Below are 20,714 nucleotides of genomic sequence, written 5' to 3'. Positions count from 1 at the left end.
ACAGCCTGTGAGTTTGAAAGGGGGCATGTAGCCGCCCTTATTATTGATAAAATTTAACCGCCCGCCGGCGCTAACCATTGACCTAAAAATTTTTATCGAACACTAAAAACTGCACTAGCCTATGTGCAACATCGTACAATTTTCCCCGCAACACCCCCTCTCCCCTCGCTCCGCCCGCTGCAAATAAAGTGGCGAATGTTAAAATTTGTCACGTTTTAGCGGAATCAATTCGATTAGTATCTAAACGCTGGCAGCGAATGAACTGACGGCCTTGCATGCCGGAAAAGGGAGTAGGTGATGCATTTTTCCAACGTCCTCGCTATTGCACGGACTCAATCGAAATCGGAGGACTTTCGGGAGTTTATAGTTCGCACTGTAACGGATGATTTGAAAGTCGATACACGTTACTACGAACAACTCATTGACACCCAGGAAAGCCACGAAAACTACCGCGCGATCATCATAGAAATTGACACACCCTCGGCCAGTAGCCAGACACTGGACATAATAAGAAAGACCAGAAACAACAATCCCGGCTGCACGATATTTGTCGTTGTCACCTTTGCCTCAACCCTGAGCAAAACAAAATACTACCTGGCAGGCGCGGATTACTGCATCAAGGTGGTCGACACCCCCCCTGAGAAAAAATTGAGCCTGTTTGATGCATTCCTCAGCGAGAGTGCACGACTGAATCAGTGTGGCTTGGTACTCGATCAAGACCGCATGTGCATTTATGGCGACGGCAAAAAACTGGAAATATCCTTTGTTGAAATGAGTGTATTAGAAGCCCTTATCCAACGGCGACTGCTCAGTCACAACGAGATCGCCGCCGTCATGGGTTTGAATACCAAATACTACGACTCCAGAGCGATGGAAAAGTCTATCAGCCGACTGCGCAGTAAAATCAAGGCGCACTACGGTGAAAACATCATCCAGAATATTCGCGGTTATGGGTACAAACTAAGCCGGGGTCTTATATGCACCGGCCATTTCCAATCCGCCAAGGAGCGGTCGAATCGTGAATAGCGAGAAAATCTCCCCTGCCCACTCGGTGGACTTCAACATTGTCAGGCAGGCTATCGTTGATCGCAGCCATGCACTCTGGGGCAGTGAAATCCGCATTGCGTGGCCGCACAATCGCGCGTTACCTGAAACTGCCTATAAGGAAGCGCTACACCGTATAGATATACAGCGCAGCGTCTCCCCTCCTTCGCGCAGTCATAAGTTCCTGCACATTGACCAAGCCGCCTTAATGAACGCAGACCTGCACAAACAAATTGTTCAGACTGCCCAATCACTGGAGAAGCACAGCCCTCCCTTGACCCTCTGCATCGACAACCCCCTGGATGCCCTGCCCAGCCCGGTCGAACGCAGGGCCATGGTGCGCCAGTTATATAAATTGAAAGACCAATGCGGCATCACCCTCGCCTACAACAATTACAGACTTGATACAAAGCAGGCCGACCTGCTGATCGATCTCGAACTCTACAACTACATAAAAATGCCCTTCCCGGATTCCGCCCTGCGGCTGAGCCTGAATACACGCTCCGACCTGTTCGATCGGCTCTACGACCGCATGCTGGTGCTGATCAATACGGCGCGGGTGTGTTTTATTGCCGACACTGTCGAGTTTGCCGACAGTGCTTTGCTGGCTAAACACCTGCCTTTCGAATACTTTCAGGGCGGTTATTACTCCCCTGCTGACTGCCTATAACAACTGCGCCTTCCTACTCTCGGTGGACACTATGAGCTCCCTCAAGAAATACGCCTTCACGCCCACACTTCCCGCTATCGCATTGCACGACTTCACCCCCAATGCCGAGTTGTTCTACTACGATGTAAACGCAGCGGCGACAAGCCACGCAGACGCTGAACAGCTGTTATTCAACCCACGGTCTGCCAGCCCCAATACCACCCCGCGCCTGAATACCTACGTCATTACCCATACCCGCATCTTACCATCACACCCTTTTAACGCTGTGAGACAAGAATCCAGAGTGCCCCTGCCAAAGGATCATGACAGCGCGCCGAATAACCATACTCCACCTCCGGAAATAAACCCTGAGCGCACTCAGCAGTACCCACAGGATTTTTGGCTGCTGACCCAACATGATCGCACCCTGGTCAAGGGCAGCCTGCGTATTTCATTGACCACCATTGAATCCGCGCTGATTAAAAAAATGCTCCACCATGAAGAACGCGTGGTCAGCAAAGAGGAGCTCATCCGTAATATAGGCCGAGAACCCGAGTTATATCGCGGGCTGGAAATGTGCCTGAGCCGGCTGCAGGAAAAGTTCAAGCGCGCCAACGACGGTGAGCGTTTGTTTCGCGCCGTCAGAAACCGTGGTTATTGCCTGACGCAAAAAATCAAGAAGCCGCTCGAGCTGGCTCAGTCACGCCGTTAACTATATAAAAATAACGATCACCTTATCATTCACCCTGCCTATTAACACACGCTTATACCCGTCCTTTTATAACACTCCCTGCTGATCACATTACGCCGACCTTGTTATAAGTCGTCAGCCAATGCCCCCTGCCCTTCATTACTATCCATGGGTACGCGCCTGCGCGTGCCTGTTGTTTTAGTGCGGTATTGCGCCGCGTGATCAAGCCCTGCCACCACGTGTGTGGTCACCACCGGGAGCAGAACTATGCTGAATAATACTAGAATGCATCGCCACCTGGCCCCTAAGGGTTTGACGTTCTGGGGACAATGGACGCTCGCATCGGGCTTAGTTGTAACACTGTTGTTTATGTTGGTGTCTTTGAAGACCGGCCAACTTGATTATAACTATCGAATCCTGGCGGCCTTCACCCTACTGGCGTCGCTACCGGCTTATACCTTCTGTGATGTCTACAGTAAGAAAGATGACTATGGCGTGGGCCTTGGGCGACTGTTCATGGGTTGGTTACTTACCGTGGGTATCGTGTTCGCGGTGGGTGTTGCCTGCAATGCCAGTTCATTGTTTCCCCTGGAGATTCTGTTGTTGTGGGGCGCTGTCAGTTACCCACTGTTGGCGCTGTGCTATATCCCCTTGCACAGCCTGTCGCGGTATTACCATCGGCAACTTTACCAACGGCACAAGTCATTGATCGTGGGCACCGGCAAACTCGCGGTCGACCTTGCGAACACCTTGTCTCGCCAGAAACACTCGCCGTTGGTGGGTCTGGTCGGCAGCCACACCGAGGCAGCCCAGGACGCACACCCACAGATACTCGGCGAGCTGCCGCAATTGCCGCACCTGATCCGGCAGCACGGTATTCGCCGGCTCTACATCACCCACTCGTTGCAGGACGCGACCCACATCGAGGCGCTCTACCTCAACCTGCTGGAGATCAATGTGGATGTGATCTGGGTGCCCGACCTCAACAACATGCTGCTGCTCAATCATTGCGTGGCCGAAGTCGATGGTCTGCCGGCGATCTTCCTCAATGAAAGCCCGCTGACCAGCCGCCCCACTGCGGCGCTGAGCAAGTCATTGCTGGACAAGAGCCTGGCCTTGCTGGCCATCCTGGTGTTGAGCCCGTTGTTGCTGCTGTTTGCGGTGTTGATCAAGCTCACCTCCCCCGGCCCGGTGATTTTCAAGCAGGACCGCCATGGCTGGAATGGCCAGGTGATCAAGGTGTGGAAGTTCCGCTCGATGCGCGTGCATGACGATCACGAGGTGCGCCAGGCCAGCCGCAACGACTCACGCATCACCCCGGTCGGCCGGTTTATCCGCCGTACCTCCATCGATGAATTGCCGCAGCTGTTCAACGTGCTGCAGGGCAATATGGCCCTGGTCGGCCCGCGTCCCCACGCGATTGCCCACAATGACTTCTACTCGGGGAAGATTCACGCCTACATGGCGCGCCATCGCATCAAGCCCGGCATCACCGGCCTGGCACAGGTCAGTGGCTGCCGGGGTGAGACCGAGACCCTGGAGAAGATGCAGCGGCGCGTGGATATCGACCTGCGTTACATCAATACCTGGTCGCTGTGGCTGGACATCAAGATTCTGCTGAAGACGCCGTTTACGCTTTTATCCAAGGATATCTACTGAGCGCTGGAGCTTGTCGAATCGTCCCGTTGGACTGCGCAGCAGTCCTATTTTAGGGCCGCTTCGCGGCCCAACGGGACGGTGCGACAAGCTCCCTCGCCACAGGTACAGTGTTCGCCCTTAACTGACTGGTATTAGGGCTTGCTCCCTCCCACACTTGAACACGACCCCACCCGTTACTCCGTGATTTTATCGATGTTCTGGTAGAACAGTTCACTGTCGCGTCCATCCGTCATCGAATGCAGCGAATACGCGCGATTCAAGCGTGCCCCGCCATCGCGGGTCAGCGGTGCCCACACCAAGTTGGCGCGGCGCATGGTCGACAGGCTCATCAACTCATCGAACGGAATGGACAGGTAGAGGCCCTTGTCGAAGCTGCCTTCGCCAAACGCTTCCTTGGACACGTTGGTACGGGTGATCCACGCGCCGATACGCACACCGTTGTTGAATTGCCGCGACAGGTCCAACGTTGCGCCCCAGTCCCTGGCCAAGTAGCGGCCGACGCTCAACGCACCCTGCAGGTTGAACGGCAGATCGGTATAGCCGGTGATATGCCCGGTGACCGTGCGGTAATCGCGCAGGCTGAAATCCTGCTCGAAACCACGTTGGCGCACATAGTTCAGGTCCGCGCCCACTGCCCATCCCTTGCCCATCGGCCGGTACAGCACTTCACTGCCGACCCCGGCATACATCGACTCCAGCAAGCCGCCATAGACCATGCCGTACACGTCCTGATCCAGGTGCTGCGCATGGTTGAGTTGGAAGGTCGGCAACGTCACGTCGGCGCTGGTCATGTACTTGCGCAGGTCGGTGCGTACCCGTGGCAGACCCGTGGGTGCATCGTAGGTAAAACCGTCGTAGTTGTTTAGCAGGTTGACGCTCAACATGCCGCTCCACCAGGTCGTGCGGGTGAAGCGGTATTCGCCGTCGAAGTCGGCGGAAACCTGATAGAGCAAGCCATCCGGCCCGCCGACGTTCTGTTTGTAGCCCAGGCCTGCGCCATAGCTGAAGGGTGTCGGCGGCTGGGTGTAGAGCACCGTTTGCGCGCGCTCGCTGGCGCGATTGACCTCGACCTGGCGGTGCAGGGCCTGCAGCTCTTCACGGTGGTTGACCACCTCGCGAAAGGTCTCGCGGGGCACACTGGTTTCCTCGATGCCCATGGCATAGCGTTCGCTGACCAGGGTGAACCAATCGATCTGGTCATTCACGCTGTTGTCGAGGATCCGGCTGGCGCGCCCCACCGCCTTGGCGCTGTAGAAATAGCGCTGCTGTTCGCCATACACCAACAGCTCCGGCCCGCGTTGCGTGATGCGTTGCACGGTGTAGCCGGCATTGTCGTGCAGGCGTTGGGACACAGCGGCCCAATCAACCTGCTCCGGTGGCGTGGGTGGTGCCACGCTCGGTAACTTGGGCGCCGGTGGGTCGTAGGTTTTCACCGGTGCCTTGCGGCTGACGAAATTGGTGTGCAGGGTGATGCCGAACATCGCGGTATTACCCCGCTCCCAGGCAGCACTCAGGTCGATGGAGTCGGCGAGCTTGTAGACCATACCGACGTTGAGCGGCGAATCCTGGCGAAAGCGGTTGTCCCGCGGTTCGTTCTTGTAGTCGTTGCCTTCCACTTCGAGCTTGAGGCTCAGCGGCGTCCAGGGCGTCTGGTAGGCGATGCCGCCAAACAGCGCGGGGCGGCCGCGAAAGTAGCCATTGGAAAAACTGCCGGAACCCTCGGCGGTGGGCCGCTCGTCGAAACGATCGTCCAGCGCGCCCAACGGGTTACCCAAGTCACCCCGGCTGCCCAGGTAACCCCAGGCGATACCGGCGCTGAAATCAAAATCGCCGTAGCGTTTGCTGGCCACCAGGTATTCGCTGGAAAACAGCCCGGTGCCGCCCAAGTCCATGAACCCCAACGCCACTTGGGGCAGCCAGTGAGTCTCCTGATACAGGCGCACCTTGGCGTCGACAGCCTTGTCCTTGTAACTCTGGCCGCCGCTGAACGACTCGGCGCCATAGGGACGGTTGGTGATCGCAGTGTAGCGAAAGGTGCCTTCCAGCCAGTCCAGGGGCTGCGCCGAAAAACTGTAGCGGCTGTAGGGTTCGGTGCGGTTGGCATTGACGCTGAGTTCGCCGGTGGGGGCCATGCGCGCGGTGGGGGTTTGCAGCAAGCCCACGCCGCCGAAATCGCTTTGGGTGTAACGGGGATCGCCATGCACGACGCCACAGGGCACCAGCAGCACGGCCGCAATACATAATTTCAAGGCGTGACCTCGGCCAGGGGTTGGGTGGCGAGAAACTCGGCCAATTGCTGATTCAGTTCAGGCGTGGGCGGGTCCAGGTCGTCGCTGCGGATCGGCACCAGCAACGTGCTGCCGGGCGCGGGCGGCGCGCCCTCCTCGCGGTTCCAGGATGCAATGCCCAGGCGCGTGACGTGCCCGTCGGGTTGGATCAGCCACAGGTAATCGGTGTCCGCCGCCTTCGACGCCGGGCATGCATCGAGGTAGGCACTCCCCTGCTGCAACGGCGCAAATGCCAAGGTGCACGCGCGGGCAACCGCGCCCAGTACCCGCACGCTGTCGGGCCTCGGCGGATACACCAGGCGGTCGCCACTACTGACCGGCAGGTTCGGCGCAAACCCCACTTCCACCGCTACCGGGTCTAGCACCGCCGCCTGGCGGCCGGTCACCGGCAACGCCTGCACCTGCTGATAAAGCTGCGCGGCTGCACGGGCCCGATCTTCGCGCCCTGCCGCCAACGCGGCCTGGTGCAGGGTTTGCAGGTCGAACAACACACCGGCCTTGAGCCGTGCCTGGGCTTCAAGCAGAGGCTGATGCAACCAGGCCGCCCCGAGCCAATAGCCTTGGGCATCCGGTTGCGAAGCAGTGATCACATCCAGCAAACGCGCGTCGGCTTGCAGCACCACAGGGCCTGGGTTACGCACCTGGCCGCTGACCGTCAGGGTCGCGGCCAGGCACAGCGGGGCGCAGCCACATAACAGCAGCAGCGCCCCGAGTCGTCGAACAATCATCGGGCGTCCTTGCGGGTCGGTTGCAGTTGGGTGATGGTCAGGCTCAGGTCGGGCGTGAGGTGTTGCTCGCTCTGCACGATAAAACCGTTCACCGGGTCCACCCAGTAGCGGTTGCGGGCGTGAAAACCGGCCGCCTCCACGTCTTCGTCAACCCGCAACAGGGCGTAGGGCTTGTCCAGAATCTCGAGGGTTTCGATGCCCTTGCGCGTCAGGCGGCTGGTGACCGTAATGCCCATCCGATAGCCGCCCACCAGGTCGATCTGCCGTGTGCTGAGGTAGCCATCCGGCACCCGGTGCAGCCCTTGCTGAAAGGGCGATTGCCCCTGCCAACGCGTGCCATCCAGGTCAGCCCCGAGGCCGACCGTGCGCACCACCAGGCCGTCGCGCAGCAGCAGCACTTGCTTGCCGGACGCGACCCAGAATTGCAGGTCGTCGCGCTGGCGAATCAGCGCCATCACGCCTTCGCTGGACACCGTGGTGACCTTGATCTGGGGAAACGGCACCGCATCCACCTGGGCTTGGGTCAACCCCAGCGGCGCAGGCCCGGCCACGGCAGCCTTGAAGGTATCGAGAGAGGCCGTCATCAACGGATTACAACCAGCCAACAGCCACGCCAACCCCGCATACGTAGCGATTTTCAGAGTGTTCACGCAGGTTCCACCCTATCGGTTGCTGGCTTCGCTCAGGTTGTTCTGGGTGGACGCGCCAATGCCGACGATCGTGGCGGAAGGGATCAACTGGCTGATAAAGCGGTTCCACCGGGTGATATTGGCGGGGCCGACGAACACCACATCCTGGGGCTGCACATCAAAGCGCGTGGCCAGTGCCATGGCCGACGGAGACGCGGCTTCCAGCTGGTACACCTTGGCCGGCTCTGTCGCCATGTTCTGCGCGCCACGGATCACGTAGATGGCATCCGCGTTGGAGGTGTTCTGGTTGACCCCGCCCACCGAGCCGAGCACGTCGGAGAGGTTCATGCTGCGGGTCTTGAAGCTCAGGGCGCGAGGCTGCATGACCTCCCCCATCACGTAGATGCGCTTGCGGTCGTTGTAGGCCAGGTACAGCTGGTCGCCGTCCTTGAGGTAGATGTCGTTCACGCGCGACTGTGCAAGGTTGAGCGTGTCGAGGTCCAGGGTGTAGCGCTTGCCGTCACGGGTGAGCGTGAGGTTCGACAGGTCGGCATTGAGCGGGTCGATCCCTGCGGCGCCCATGGCCTCCATCACGTTCATCGGGATGGTCGTGATCGGCACCGGCCCGGCCTTGGCTACCGCGCCGGTAATCACCACACGCTGGCTGGCAAACCGCAGCACGCTGACGTCCACCTGGGGACTGTCGATGTACTGGCGTAGCTTGTCGGTGATCTCGCTGCGCAACGCTTCAATGGAGCGCCCTTTGGCAGTCAGTTCGCCCACGTAGGGGTAGAACAGGTTGCCCTCGGGGCTGACCAGGCGACCGTTGGCATCGATCTGTTGTTGTGGACCGGAAGGCGCCGTCAGTTCGGGGTGATCCCACACCGTGATATACAGCGCATCATTGGCACCGATCAAATACGGGCCAGGCTTATAACTCAACAGTTCTGCCGGGATGGAATACGGCACATGAGTGGCCGCGTCCATGGCGAGTAACTTGGGCGTTATCGGAATTAAATCCACGCGGCTACTTTCAGCGCCACCCTGCTCGGTCATCGCCGCCGTGTCCATATATTGGCCCGGGGCAAACATGCAGCCTTGCAACAATGCAGCGGCCATAGCCGCAACAGAAAAAATACGCATCATAGTGCTAGGACACTCGCGATAATCGACAAGAAAAAAAGACCACTTGGGTGGGGATTCCAAGCGGTCTGAAAAGCGGAAGGTTTACAACTTAGTTGCCGGTACCGGTGGTGCCGGTCGTGCCGGTGGTACCCGTGGTGGTGCCGCCATTGGAACTGCCGCCGCTGTTGGAAGCCGCCGCAACACCGGCGATGAGGGCGCTGCCGACCAGCAGGGTTTGCCCCACCGTCACCGTGCCCGCCACCGTGGTATCGAGCCCCAACGGCAACTCAACGGCCAACGCAGAAGTACTCAGGATACTGAGTACAATAATAGCCAGTGGTGTTCTCATCTCAGACTCCTTATCGTCAGTGAATGGTCAGTCCGATAGTGCCATTCAACTAAACAGTGCACCAGACGGCGAATAATTAACGCCGCGGTTAAAAAATAACGTTTTATCGGCGAAGCGCCCGGCCTTCAATACATTGGCGCCCGTGAAGTTATTTAAAATGTTATTAATTGTCGGAAAACTTCAGGCCCGACCGTACTTGTCTTCAAAGCGCACAATGTCGTCCTCGCCCAAATAAGACCCCGACTGCACCTCGATCAACTCCAACGGGATCACGCCTGGGTTTTCCAACGCGTGCACCTGGCCGATAGGGATATAGGTCGACTGGTTCTCCGAGACCAGGTACGTCTGCTCGCCATTGGTGACCCGCGCCGTGCCACTCACCACAATCCAGTGCTCGGCGCGGTGGTGATGCATCTGCACCGACAGCTTGGCCCCCGGCTTCACGGTGATGCGCTTGACCTGGTAGCGCTGGCCGCTGTCCACCGAGTCATACATGCCCCACGGCCGATACACTTCACGGTGGTTGAGGTGCTCATGCCGCCCCGCCTGTTTAAGCTGGTCGACGATGCCCTTGACCTGCTGCACCTGGTCCTTGTGCGCCACCAGCACCGCGTCCTTGGTCTCGACAATGATCAGGTCCTGCACCCCGACAGTGGCGACCAATCGGCTGTCGGCGTGGACGTAGGTGTCGCGGGTGTCGAGCGCCAGCCCATCGCCGCGCAGCACATTGCCGTTGGCATCTTTGGCACTGGCCTCCCACAGCGCCGACCACGAGCCGATATCGCTCCAGCCGGCCTGCAACGGCACCATCACGGCCTCGCTGGTTTTTTCCATCACGGCGTAGTCGACGGAGACGTCCGGGCACGCGGCAAACGTTGCGCTGTGCACGCGGGTGAACGGCAGGTCCTGGCTGCCACCTTCCAACGCCACGCGACACGCTTCGAGGATCGCCGGCTGAAAGCGCTCCAACTCTTCCAGGTAACGGCTGGCACGGAACATGAACATGCCGCTGTTCCAGGCGTAGTCACCGCTGGCCACGTATTTCGCGGCGGTGGTGGCGTCCGGCTTCTCGACAAAGCGCTTGACCCGGTAACCGCCCTCGCCCACCGCCACGCCCTGTTCGATGTAGCCGTAGCCGGTGTGCGCACAGGTGGGGGTGATGCCGAAGGTCACCAGCTTGCCGGCCCGGGCCAGGGGCAACGCCACTTCCAGGCTGGCATGGAACGCCGGGATGTCTTCGATCAGGTGGTCCGCCGCCAGCACCAGCAGGACCGGGTCGTGGGCCTCGGCCACCGCCTTGCACGCCGCCAGCGCGATGGCCGGCGCCGTGTTGCGCCCCACCGGTTCCAGCAGAATGCTCGCCTGTTCCAGGCCCAACTGGCGCAATTGCTCAGCCACCAGAAAGCGGTGCTGCTCGTTGCAGATCAACTGGGGCAAGCCCACGTTGGCGCCGGTCAGGCGTGTGATGGTCTGCTGCAGCATCGACAGGTGCGCATCGGTCAGGCGCAGGAACTGCTTGGGGTTCAATTGCCGCGAGAGCGGCCACAGGCGCGACCCCGAACCGCCAGCCATGATCACGGGTATTAACATGAGGGCATCCTTGGGCGAGAGCATCAGAAATAGGCGCGGGTGTTGGCATGCACCCGCTGGCTGAAGCGCAGTTCATCCTCCGGCCACCAACGGTATTGCTGGTGTTGTTCCGTAGGCGGCTGCAGGGTTTCGTCGCTGGCCAGCTCCAGGCAGTAGCTGAGCACCACATAGTGGGTGTCCGGCCCGGCCCCGGCGTTGGCAAACACACTGTCATCGTAGAAATGCTCGAACACCCCCAGCAGCCGTGCAGTCGCGCGCTCGAAGGGGTGCCCCAGTTCATCCTGGGTGATGCGTCGGAAGGCGCCGTCCAGGCTTTCGTTTTTCTGGATGCGCCCACCGGGCACGAACCAGAAGCCGTAGGCCGGTCGATTCACACGCAGGCCGAGCAAAACATCGCCACGACGGTTGCGTACCACCAGGTCGATCGCCACCAGGGGCGTCGACGCTACGACCGTTTGGAAGGTCGGTAAATCAAGCCACATACTCGTCAGACCTGTGCCAGAAAACGTTGCAGAATGCGTTCCTTGTCGAGGAACTCCTTGGCGTAGTTCAACGCCACACTATTGCCCGCAGGCAATGCCAGAACCTGCTCGATCCCGGCGTTCAGCGCCGCGAGCGATTCCGGTTCGATCAACACCGCAATGCCTGGGTGCTCCTCGCACAGGCGGCCGAGGGTGGTGCCGGGGTCGGCGGTGATAATTGCATGACCGCCCACCGCCAGAATGTTGGTGAGCTTGGACGGCAAGACGGAATCGGCCACCCCACGTTTCTGGATCACCAGGTGCCCGTCAGCCGAGGCCAGCAGCGCGGGTAAATCCTCGTAAGCCTGCAAGGGCGCGAACAGCACATTGCGCAGGCCTTCGTTGTGTACACGCTCAAGCAAACGCGCCTTGCCAGTGCCCTGGCCGACAATCAGGAACACCACCTCCGTACGATCGACGTGGGCCCGCGCCGCATCCAGAATCAGCTCCAGGCCTTGCTTCTCACCGATATTGCCGGCGTACAACAGCACCTTGGCGCCCGGCGGCACACCCAAGCGTTCAAGCAACGCGCGGTTGTGCGGCACCTGGCGAAAACGCGCAGTCTCCGACCAGTTGGGAAAGAACATCAGCCGCTTGCTGTTCACGCCTTTGCCACGGGCCTTGTCGAGCATGCCGCTGGAAATCGTCGAGACCCGATCAAAGCGCCGCAACAGCCAGCGCTCGATGCCGAACGCCAAGCGTCGCAGCAGCGAGCCGCTGCCCATGCCCAGGCCAAACATCGCATCCACTTCATAATCCTGGATATGCAGCACCGAGCGCGCGCCACTCAGCTTGGCCAGCAGCAGCGCCTGGGGCGCACAAAACAGCGTGGGCACCACCAGGATCACCAGGTCCGGCTTCCAGCGCAGTTGCCCCAGGACCGCCAGGCACGAGCTGGCGGAAAAGCTCACCAGGTGCAGCAGGCGCGTCAGCGCCGTGGGCTGGCGCGGCACATACAGCGGGCAGCGAATCACGGTGACGCCGGCGTCCTGCTCGGTGCGAAAACGCCACGGCGAATAGCCCTCGCCCACCTGCCACTGCGGGTAATACGGCGGTGCGGTCACCACGCGCACTGCATGCCCTTGCGCCGCCAGCCAGCGCGCCTGTTCCCCGCTGTATTTGCCGATGCCGGTCAGCTCCGGGCTGTAATTGATGCCGTACAAAAGGATCTTCATCACTGGCCCCGAGGCTGTTCGAGCGCGGCGAGGTAAGCGTTGTAGGCATCGCGCAGGCCCTCTTCCAACGGCACGTAGGCTTCCCAACCGAGGGCGTTGATACGGCTTACATCCAGCAATTTGCGCGGCGCGCCGTCGGGCTTGCTGGCGTCGAAGCGCAAGCGCCCCCGGAACCCGGTGACCCGCACCAGCGCCTCTGCCAGCTCGGCGATGGTGCAATCCACGCCAGTGCCGACGTTCAGGTGCGAGCGCATCGGCTGGGTCTGCTCGCGGTAGCGCGCGGCGTCGAGTTCCATCACGTGCACACTGGCCGCCGCCATATCATCTACATGCAAAAACTCACGGCGCGGGCGGCCGCTGCCCCAGATCACCACCTCGTCATCACCGCGCTGGGTCGCCTCATGAAAACGTCGCAACAAGGCTGCAATCACGTGGCTGTTCTCCGGGTGATAGTTATCACCCGGCCCATACAGGTTGGTCGGCATCACACTGCGGTAATCGCGCCCGTGCTGGCGGTTGTAGCTCTCGCACAGCTTGATCCCGGCAATCTTGGCCACCGCGTAGGGCTCGTTGGTGGGCTCCAGCGCGCCGTCCAGCAACACCGCCTCGATCATCGGCTGCGGCGCATGCACCGGGTAGATGCACGATGAGCCAAGGAACAACAGGTGCTGCACGCCGTGGCAGTGGGCAGCGTTTATCACGTTGGCCTGGATCATCAGGTTCTGGTAAATGAAATCGGCCGGGTACGTGGCGTTGGCGTGAATCCCGCCGACCTTGGCGGCCGCCAGGTACACCTGGTCCACACGGTGCCCGGCGAAGTACGCCTGCACCGCCGCCGAGTCGAGCAGGTCCAGTTCATCGCGGCCAGCGGTAAGGATCTGCGTATACCCCAGCGCCCACAGCCTGCGAACAATGGCCGAACCGACCATGCCGCGATGGCCGGCGACAAAGATCCGTGCATCAAGATCGCGTGCCATGCTCAGTTCTCCACGGCAATCGGTGCGTCGTGCCCATGCAGGCGCAACAGGGCGTGACGCTGGGCGACCTTGAGGTCTTCGCGGACCATTTCGGCACACATTTCCTGCGCACTGATCTCCGGCACCCAACCTAAAGAACGCTTGGCCTTGGACGGGTCGCCGAGCAGCGTCTCCACCTCTGCCGGGCGGAAATAACGCGGGTCCACCCGCACAATCACATCCCCCACCAGGATGCCAGGGGCCAGGTCGCCGTCGATCTGCTCGACCACCGCCACCTCCTCCACGCCTTCGCCGACAAAACGTAACTGCAGCCCCAACTCCGCCGCCGACCAGCGAATAAAGTCGCGCACCGAATACTGCACGCCGGTGGCAATCACAAAGTCTTCCGGGCGGTCCTGCTGCAGCATCATCCACTGCATGCGCACGTAGTCCTTGGCGTGGCCCCAGTCACGCAGGGCATCCATGTTGCCCATGTACAGGCACTGTTCCAGACCCAAGGCGATGTTAGTCAGCGCACGGGTGATCTTGCGTGTCACGAAGGTTTCACCACGGCGCGGCGACTCGTGGTTGAACAGGATGCCGTTGCAGGCATACAGGCCGTAGGCCTCGCGGAAGTTCACGGTGATCCAGTAGGCGTACAGCTTGGCCACCGCATAGGGCGAGCGCGGGTAGAACGGCGTGGTTTCCTTTTGCGGGGTCTCCTGTACCAGGCCGTACAACTCGGAGGTCGAAGCCTGGTAGAACCGGGTCTTCTTTTCCAGGCCCAGCAGGCGGATCGCTTCGAGGATGCGCAGGGTGCCCAAGGCATCCACATCAGCGGTGTATTCCGGCGAATCAAAGCTCACGGCCACATGGGATTGCGCGCCGAGGTTGTAGATTTCGTCGGGCTGGATCTGCTGGATGATGCGCGTCAGGTTGGACGAATCGGCCAGGTCGCCGTAGTGCAGGATCAGGTTTTTATGCAGGGCCTGGGGGTCCTGGTAAATGTGATCGATGCGCTGGGTATTGAACGACGATGAACGTCGCTTGAGACCGTGCACGGTATAGCCTTTTTCCAGCAGCAGTTCCGCCAGGTACGAGCCATCCTGACCGGTAATCCCGGTAATAAGCGCGACTTTGTTCATGTCTGTCTCCCGATTGATAGGCGAGCGAAGGCCGACACCCAAACTTGGGTGTTTGTTAAAAACGGTCAGTTACTTCGGTGTGGGCAGGTTCAAGTTATGTCCGGTCAACTTTGAAAGTTCGCGGACAATGGCTTCCTTATCGTTTAAATGCGCAATCGCGGTTTCCAGTTCGAGCACTTTCGCGCCCACCAGAAAGCGGTACCAGTAACCCTGGAGCAGGTGATAGACCAGGCCGCTGCGGCCATCGAGAAACCCCATTTGAATGATGTAGCGCCACAAGAAATACGCCGTCGAGCTCAGGGTGAACGGCACGCGGTTATACAGGCGGTTCTTGATCAGCCGCTTGGCCTTGGCCTGGAACGAACTCTGCCCCGTATGCACTTCATCGCGGATCGCGAACAACCCGAGCCGTGCGTTGAGCACTTCTATGGCTTCGCGGGTGGCGTACTGGTTGTGCTTGTGGGTGAAGAAGGTCAGGTCATGCAGGTTATGGTCGGCAAACCCGCCTTCCAGCGTGATGGTGCGGCCCTCGGCCACCGAGATGTGCTCGTCCATCCAACGGTCTTCCATGCGCCCCAGGCCCGTGCGCCACAGCCGCAGCATCTTCAGGGGATAGCGGCCGCCATGGCGTACCCAGCGGCCCATGAAAATATGCTTGCGCTTGAAGTTGATGCCGGTGATGTCGCTGGCCAACGTCGACAGGCGGGAATTGATCGCGGCGGCAAGGTCCGCCTCGATGATTTCGTCGGCGTCCAGGCGCATCGTCCAGTTGCCGGTGATCGGCAAGTTGTCCAACGCCCACTGGAACTGCTTGGCCTGGTTGATGAACGCGTGCTGCACCACCCGCGCGCCGTGGCGGCGGGCGATGTCGCAGGTGTCGTCGCTGGAGAATGAATCTACCACCAGCACTTCATCACTGAAGGCGCGCACCGAGTCGATGGCCCGGGCGATGTGCAGGCTTTCGTTGTAGGTGAGGATGATGACGCTGATGGTTTCGCGGTTCATCTCAGGCCCCATGCAATTGCAGGACTTCACTGCACAGCCGGCGCGGTGAACGCGCGGCGCGGAAGTGGCTTTCCAGGGGCAGGCCCACAGCGATCATCATGATCAAGCGTTCGCTGGCCGGGATGGCGCCGAGGCTGCGGATCTTCCTTTCCACCGAATTGAGGATCGCCAGGTTCAGCGGGCAGGCACCCAAACCATTGGCGTGGCAAGCCAGTAACAGGCCCATGGAAAACAGTGCGCCGTCCACATACAGCTGGTTGCGCTGGCCGGCGCCGCCCCAGGCGGTGACTTCCGACGTGACCACGAACAGGTTGTCCACGGACTGGGAAAAACCACGCGAGCCGCCTTGCAGCTCAAGCAACTGCGCGATCACCGCACGGTCCTGGTACACATGCACCCGCGACGATTGGCGGTTGCATTGCGAAGGTGACGACTGCGCCAGTTCCACCAGCGAGGTCAGCAAGCCGCTGTCGATCTTGCCGGCCTGGAACATGCGGCAACTGGAGCGCGACTGCAGGAAGGCCTTGGCGTCCAACCCCTCACTGCCGGGCCACGGCGCGGCGCGCTTGATGCCGCCCGTGCCAGGAGTGCCGTCACGCTTGAGGTGCTCGACATAGGCTTCCAGGTAGAACACAAAGTCGTCGCTGATGCCCAGGGTGCGGTGCAGGTCGAGGTAGCCCTGGAACGCGCCGAGGGCCATCTCCAGCGGCAGCGCCGAGTACGTGCGGTCGTAGTCGTTGAGCATGCGGATGATGGCGTTGATCTTGTCCTTGCCGAACAGCGGCTTGGGCTCCTTGAGGGACAGGCCCTTTTCCACCGTGTGGGTTTCGATGAGGATCTTGTAGAACAGCTTCTTGTTGCGGCTTTCCAGCGGCGAGTACCCGTTGTGGCGAATAAACGTGAGCATGTCGCGGAAAAATTCGCTGACGAACAACATCAACTTCCATGCCTTATCCATCATGCGTTTCACCTGTTTCATAGTGCGATGTCTCTCGGTTTGAGGGGGCGGCACGGCGCACCGACGCAAATCATCCAGGCCGGCAGGCTGGTGATGACCACCGACCGCGCGCCCACCACACAGCCCTCCTCCAGCACACAACCGGGGTGAATGAAGGACTCGGCGGCGACCCACACGTGGTCCTTGATCACGATCTCGCGGGTCACCAACGGCCGCAGCAGGCTGCGGGTGTCATGGGTGCCGGTGCACAAAAAGCTGCGCTGGCTGATGGCGACCTTGGAGCCCAGGGTGATCCTGGCCATGGCGTACACATCCACGCCGTCGGCGATGGCGGTGTAGTCGCCGATCTCCAGGTTCCACGGCGCCCAGATGCTGCACGTGGGCGCGATCCGGCAGCCGACGCCGACCTTGGCGCCAAAGCGGCGCAGCAACCAACAGCGCCAGCTGTGCAGCATCCAGCGTGGCGTGGGGCGAAACAGCAAGTGGTAGATGATGCTCCACCACAGGCGACGGGCCTTGTCGCTGCGCGGCAAGGTGTCGACGTACTTGAGTTGGGCGAAGTCGCTCATGGCTTGAGCGCCGCCAGTTGTTCCAGCAAGTAGCGTTCGCCCACCTGCTGCAAGGCCTGGCGCCGGGCGCTGACCGCCACCCAATCGATGGGGGCGGCGATCAACGCCTGTACCTGGTCGATGTCGTCCGCCGGCAGGAAGCGCTGGGACAGTTCCAGCTTCTGCAGCAGGTTGCGCACCCGGGCATTCAGCGAGGCCTTGTTGCCCGGCAGGCCCACGGCGATAAAGGGCTTCTCGAAGATGATCGCGAACACCGTGGCATGGAACGAGTTGGTCACCACATAGGCCGACTCCTTGAGCAGCTTGAGCCAGTCCTGCGGGCCGACCTGCACGGTCTCGCCGATCTGCCGCCAGCGCCGGTGCGCGTTGTACGGCGAGACAATCGGGCCGGCCACGTACCGGGACAGCGCCTGCGCCACTTCACGCACCCCCACGCCGGTGCGCAATGCGTAGCAGAACACGTGACCGGTGCGGGCCTGGGTGGCCGTGGCGAGCAGCGCCGAATAATCACGGTGCAACAGCGTCGGGTCGGGCACGCATTCGGCGGCCAGCCCCGCGACCTGCTGCACGATGCCCACCCCGCTCTCTTCGCGCACGCTGATGGCCGACAGTTGCTTGAGCAGGCCCTGCGCTTCGGCGTGGTATTCGGGCTCCAGGTACTCCTTGCCGAAACTGGCGGCGTAAGAGATGCGCCGGGTCGCCGGGTCGCAATCGAACGCCAGGAAGTACGCTGGGTCCAGGCCGGTCTGGCCCGAGGGGTTCCAGATCTGGTCACTGCCCGCCACCAGCAAGTGCTGGCCGGCTACTGCCTGGTTGAGCTGGGCGGCATGGGCGTAGCGCAGCTCCTGGACATTCAGAAACCGCGCCTTGAACGCCTGGAACTGCTGCGACTGCACATTCGGCCCCAGCACCTGGGTTTTCAACGCCAGGGCCTTGAGGTACAGCGCCTTGAGATTGGCCTTGAGCTGACGTGGGTTGAGCACCTGGCGAATCTCGCTGCCGTCTTCCACATAAGCCGGATGGTAGTTGATCAGGCTGACCTGCAAGCCCTGTTGCTGCAGCCAGCGCTGCAAGGCGTAGGCTTGCAGCACCGCGCCGAAGTTCTCGCTGAAATGGTACGTCAGTATCCCGGCCCTGACGGGGCGTACAGATGCGCTCATGATCCAGCCTGCTTCAGTAAGTAAGGGGGGTAAACCGTCTGGCGCGCAGGCGTGACTTTGTTGAGCAGGCCGATGCACATCGACCACACCAGCAAGTAGCTGCCATCAAACGTGGTGAAGAACTGGTAGCTGGTCTTGAACGAAAAAATCAGCAGGATCGCCACCACCGCCAGCGACACGGGGTTACGCGGCAAGCCACTGAACAGCAGGCAGAACAGCGCCACGCCGACTACGCCGAGCTTGGCTGTCACGCCCCAGTAGCCGTTCTCGATATCGAACTTGGAGTTCTCGAACCAGCGCTCGTCATTGGTAGGCACGCCAGGGGTCAATTGCTTGGCCAGGCCATTGCCGAGGAACACCGTGGCCGGGTTTGCCAGGAACGACTCCTTGGCATGGGCAATCTCGAACGCACGGGTTACGTCCTCACCCTTCTCTTCGAACAGGTAGGTGGCAAAACGCGATACCGCCAGGGGGCTGCTATAGAACGTCAGCGTGCCCAGGGCGCCGATGGCCAACACCAGCACTGCGAGGGATTTGAGCTTGCGCTGGGTAATCGCCGACAGCAGGATCATCACCGCCATCGCCGCCAGGATGGTCTTGGAACCGGCGGCCAGCAGTGTGACGGCCAGGATCAGCATCAACCCGACTTTGCGCTGGCAACAGGCGTAGAAAAACAGCAGCACCGCCGAGCTGGTGGGGAACAGCATGATGCGGCCCACCTCGTCGCTGGATTTGGACGCGGCGTTGGTCAGGTCGATACCCACACCGTACAGGCTCACCTGCAACAACTGGCCGAGGGCGAAGACATAGATGACTCGCTCGAAGATGCGGCGGTAGTTGATGCTATGAGCCAGGGCGATTTTTTCCAGATTGGCCGCCACATAGCCGTACCCGGCCAACAGCAGCACAAAATAGAAGAACGGAATGCCCGAACGCAGGAACTGGTACAGGGAGATCTTCGCGCCGCTGCTGACCAGCACCTGCAACACGCTGGACGCTACCACCAGCGCCAGCAACGGCAAAGCGCGGGTAAAGCCTCGCGCCGCATACACCACAAAAGGCAGCAACAGCAGCAACGCCAACGGCTGCGACAGGTTGTTGCTCAACGCCAAGGGCAAGGCAAAGAACGTCAGCGGCAAGTAGAGGGTCAGGCGCGCCTGGGACAGCATCATGGGCGCACCTCCCCGACACCGACTACCCGCAGGTACACCAGCACCACCAGCTCGGGCAACGACAACAACAGCGAGGCGCCCAACAACGGGTCAATACGTTCCTTGCACGCCAGCCACACCACCAAGGCCGCCGCGCTGCTCAAGGCATAGATCAGCGACGTGCGGGTGTGGCGGTTGGTGGAAATCAGCAGCGCCGCGAGGATGAACCAGGCCACATTCAAGATCGTGTGCGAGCCGATCAGCGCCAGGGACAGTCGGTCGACCTGCACCAGACCGTGGCTCCACCACAGGATGATCTGCGGCCCGGCCCAGATCCCGGCGACGTACACCAGCACGCACAGGCTCAGTACCCGTGAACTGGCGCGCCGGGTAAAACGCCGCGCCTCGTCGAGTTGCCCACGCCCGGCCAGGCGTGAGATCTCCGGTGTGAGGGCATTGCTGCACGTGATCCCCAGCTGGATGATCAGCCGCATCAAGGTACGCGCCATGGTGTAACCCACCACCACCGCCGGGCCGGCGATCTGGTTGAGCACTTGCAGCCCGCCTTGCAGGGTGATCGCCTGGGCCAGCGGGATCGCCGCACTGCCCACCGCCGGTTTCCAGATACCGCGAAATTCAGCCCAGGAAGCTGATGCCAGGCCCAGCAGCGGCCAGGGCGAAATGCGCCGCACAAACACCGTCACCAGCAACAGGAACAGCACCTGACTGAAGAACATGCCCTGGGCCAATTGCAGCTCCGTGCCGCCGAGCAGCAGTACGGCGATGGACAGTACGATATCCAAAGTCCTGCGGTTGGCCATGATGAAGACACCGCCGACCGTCCTGTCAATGGTGCGAAACCAGGCATCGATCGGTCCACCCAACAGGCGCGTGCACAGGTAGCCGGACATGAACACCACCACCAGGCTGGCCTGCTCGGGCGCCAGGGTCTTGAGCTTGAGCAACGCGACCCAGTCGAGCCACTGGCCGAGGGTCAGGGCAAACAGCAGCACCAGCGCGACCACCGCCAAGGTGAATGCCAGCGCGGTCTGCACGCTGCGCCGCGCCCCCGCGACATCGCCTTGGCTGGCGCGCAACGTGGCACTGGTGGCCGACGCCTGGGCTACCCCAAGGTCGAGCAGGCTGAGCATCGACGGGATACCTGTGAGCACCAGCCAATCGGCATAGCGTCCGGTGCCCCAGGCATGCAGGAAGAACGGCACCAGCACCAGTTGCGCCGCCAGCGTCACAAGTTGGGTGTAGCCGTAGCTCAGGACGTTGAGGCGAAAACGACGCGACAACGAACGAGGCATTTCAAGCAC

Annotated in this window: 20 protein-coding genes; 4 read left to right on the top strand and 16 right to left on the bottom strand. The window is 60.9% G+C overall.

What is annotated here, in order from left to right; translation table 11 throughout:
* Positions 1 to 297 precede the first annotated feature (297 nt).
* From AO064_RS20475 to AO064_RS20460, 4 genes are all read left to right on the top strand, one after another.
* Positions 298 to 1,026: a winged helix-turn-helix domain-containing protein gene (locus tag AO064_RS20475; protein ID WP_064054457.1), complete on the top strand. Its 729-nt coding sequence runs from the start codon at positions 298 to 300 to the stop codon at positions 1,024 to 1,026.
* Positions 1,019 to 1,714 (top strand): YuxH family protein, encoded by a 696-nt coding sequence (locus AO064_RS20470; RefSeq protein ID WP_064054456.1) that lies wholly within the window; start codon positions 1,019 to 1,021, stop codon positions 1,712 to 1,714. Before AO064_RS20475 ends, AO064_RS20470 begins: the two co-directional genes overlap by 8 nt.
* A 31-nt stretch (positions 1,715 to 1,745) precedes the next feature.
* Positions 1,746 to 2,405 (top strand): winged helix-turn-helix domain-containing protein, encoded by a 660-nt coding sequence (locus AO064_RS20465; RefSeq protein ID WP_064054455.1) that lies wholly within the window; start codon positions 1,746 to 1,748, stop codon positions 2,403 to 2,405.
* A gap of 246 nt (positions 2,406 to 2,651) precedes the next feature.
* Positions 2,652 to 4,043 (top strand): undecaprenyl-phosphate glucose phosphotransferase, encoded by a 1,392-nt coding sequence (locus AO064_RS20460; RefSeq protein ID WP_064054454.1) that lies wholly within the window; start codon positions 2,652 to 2,654, stop codon positions 4,041 to 4,043.
* A 173-nt stretch (positions 4,044 to 4,216) separates the two neighbouring features.
* Here the strand turns inward: AO064_RS20460 and AO064_RS20455 are convergent, their stop codons facing one another.
* The 16 genes from AO064_RS20455 to AO064_RS20380 all read right to left on the bottom strand — a co-directional run bounded on the left by AO064_RS20455 (position 4,217) and on the right by AO064_RS20380 (position 20,705).
* Positions 4,217 to 6,292, bottom strand: coding sequence for a YjbH domain-containing protein (locus AO064_RS20455; protein ID WP_064054453.1), 2,076 nt, complete (start codon positions 6,290 to 6,292; stop codon positions 4,217 to 4,219).
* Positions 6,289 to 7,059, bottom strand: coding sequence for a capsule biosynthesis GfcC family protein (locus AO064_RS20450; RefSeq protein ID WP_064054452.1), 771 nt, complete (start codon positions 7,057 to 7,059; stop codon positions 6,289 to 6,291). The genes AO064_RS20455 and AO064_RS20450 overlap by 4 nt, the downstream gene beginning before the upstream one ends.
* Positions 7,056 to 7,709, bottom strand: a complete 654-nt coding sequence (locus tag AO064_RS20445; protein WP_375232526.1) for a YjbF family lipoprotein — start codon at positions 7,707 to 7,709, stop codon at positions 7,056 to 7,058. The genes AO064_RS20450 and AO064_RS20445 overlap by 4 nt, the downstream gene beginning before the upstream one ends.
* A 12-nt stretch (positions 7,710 to 7,721) precedes the next feature.
* The gene (locus AO064_RS20440; RefSeq protein WP_082893968.1) at positions 7,722 to 8,834 is read right to left on the bottom strand and encodes a polysaccharide biosynthesis/export family protein; all 1,113 of its coding nucleotides are present in this window, start codon (positions 8,832 to 8,834) and stop codon (positions 7,722 to 7,724) included.
* An 88-nt stretch (positions 8,835 to 8,922) separates the two neighbouring features.
* The gene (locus AO064_RS20435; RefSeq protein ID WP_043205499.1) at positions 8,923 to 9,162 is read right to left on the bottom strand and encodes a hypothetical protein; all 240 of its coding nucleotides are present in this window, start codon (positions 9,160 to 9,162) and stop codon (positions 8,923 to 8,925) included.
* Positions 9,163 to 9,342: 180 nt separating this feature from the next.
* Positions 9,343 to 10,752, bottom strand: a complete 1,410-nt coding sequence (locus AO064_RS20430; protein ID WP_064054451.1) for a mannose-1-phosphate guanylyltransferase/mannose-6-phosphate isomerase — start codon at positions 10,750 to 10,752, stop codon at positions 9,343 to 9,345.
* Positions 10,753 to 10,775: 23 nt separating this feature from the next.
* Positions 10,776 to 11,234: a GDP-mannose mannosyl hydrolase gene (locus tag AO064_RS20425; RefSeq protein ID WP_064054450.1), complete on the bottom strand. Its 459-nt coding sequence runs from the start codon at positions 11,232 to 11,234 to the stop codon at positions 10,776 to 10,778.
* A gap of 5 nt (positions 11,235 to 11,239) precedes the next feature.
* Positions 11,240 to 12,448, bottom strand: a complete 1,209-nt coding sequence (locus AO064_RS20420) for a glycosyltransferase WbuB (protein WP_064054449.1) — start codon at positions 12,446 to 12,448, stop codon at positions 11,240 to 11,242.
* On the bottom strand, positions 12,448 to 13,425 hold the full coding sequence (gene fcl / locus AO064_RS20415) for a GDP-L-fucose synthase (RefSeq protein WP_064054448.1): 978 nt from the start codon (positions 13,423 to 13,425) through the stop codon (positions 12,448 to 12,450). The genes AO064_RS20420 and fcl overlap by 1 nt, the downstream gene beginning before the upstream one ends.
* Before the next feature lie 2 nt (positions 13,426 to 13,427).
* Positions 13,428 to 14,549 (bottom strand): GDP-mannose 4,6-dehydratase, encoded by a 1,122-nt coding sequence (gmd, locus tag AO064_RS20410; RefSeq protein WP_012724815.1) that lies wholly within the window; start codon positions 14,547 to 14,549, stop codon positions 13,428 to 13,430.
* Positions 14,550 to 14,618: 69 nt separating this feature from the next.
* Complete coding sequence (locus AO064_RS20405) at positions 14,619 to 15,554, bottom strand: glycosyltransferase family 2 protein (protein ID WP_064054447.1); 936 nt, start codon at positions 15,552 to 15,554, stop codon at positions 14,619 to 14,621.
* Between the two features lies 1 nt (position 15,555).
* A complete protein-coding gene (locus AO064_RS20400) occupies positions 15,556 to 16,515 on the bottom strand; it encodes a nitroreductase family protein (RefSeq protein WP_167355338.1) in 960 nt (319 codons plus the stop codon).
* A gap of 14 nt (positions 16,516 to 16,529) precedes the next feature.
* On the bottom strand, positions 16,530 to 17,081 hold the full coding sequence (locus tag AO064_RS20395; RefSeq protein ID WP_064054445.1) for an LbetaH domain-containing protein: 552 nt from the start codon (positions 17,079 to 17,081) through the stop codon (positions 16,530 to 16,532).
* Complete coding sequence (locus tag AO064_RS20390; RefSeq protein WP_064054444.1) at positions 17,078 to 18,241, bottom strand: polysaccharide pyruvyl transferase family protein; 1,164 nt, start codon at positions 18,239 to 18,241, stop codon at positions 17,078 to 17,080. Before AO064_RS20390 ends, AO064_RS20395 begins: the two co-directional genes overlap by 4 nt.
* Positions 18,238 to 19,413: an O-antigen ligase family protein gene (locus AO064_RS20385; RefSeq protein WP_064054443.1), complete on the bottom strand. Its 1,176-nt coding sequence runs from the start codon at positions 19,411 to 19,413 to the stop codon at positions 18,238 to 18,240. Before AO064_RS20385 ends, AO064_RS20390 begins: the two co-directional genes overlap by 4 nt.
* Positions 19,410 to 20,705, bottom strand: coding sequence for a lipopolysaccharide biosynthesis protein (locus tag AO064_RS20380; RefSeq protein ID WP_147469655.1), 1,296 nt, complete (start codon positions 20,703 to 20,705; stop codon positions 19,410 to 19,412). The genes AO064_RS20385 and AO064_RS20380 overlap by 4 nt, the downstream gene beginning before the upstream one ends.
* Positions 20,706 to 20,714 lie beyond the last annotated feature (9 nt).

Origin of the sequence: Pseudomonas marginalis (assembly GCF_001645105.1) — a bacterium.
Lineage (GTDB): Bacteria > Pseudomonadota > Gammaproteobacteria > Pseudomonadales > Pseudomonadaceae > Aquipseudomonas > Aquipseudomonas petroselini.
The sequence above is the reverse complement of the archived record's forward strand: the minus strand, read 5'-3'. Positions and strand labels throughout refer to the sequence as shown.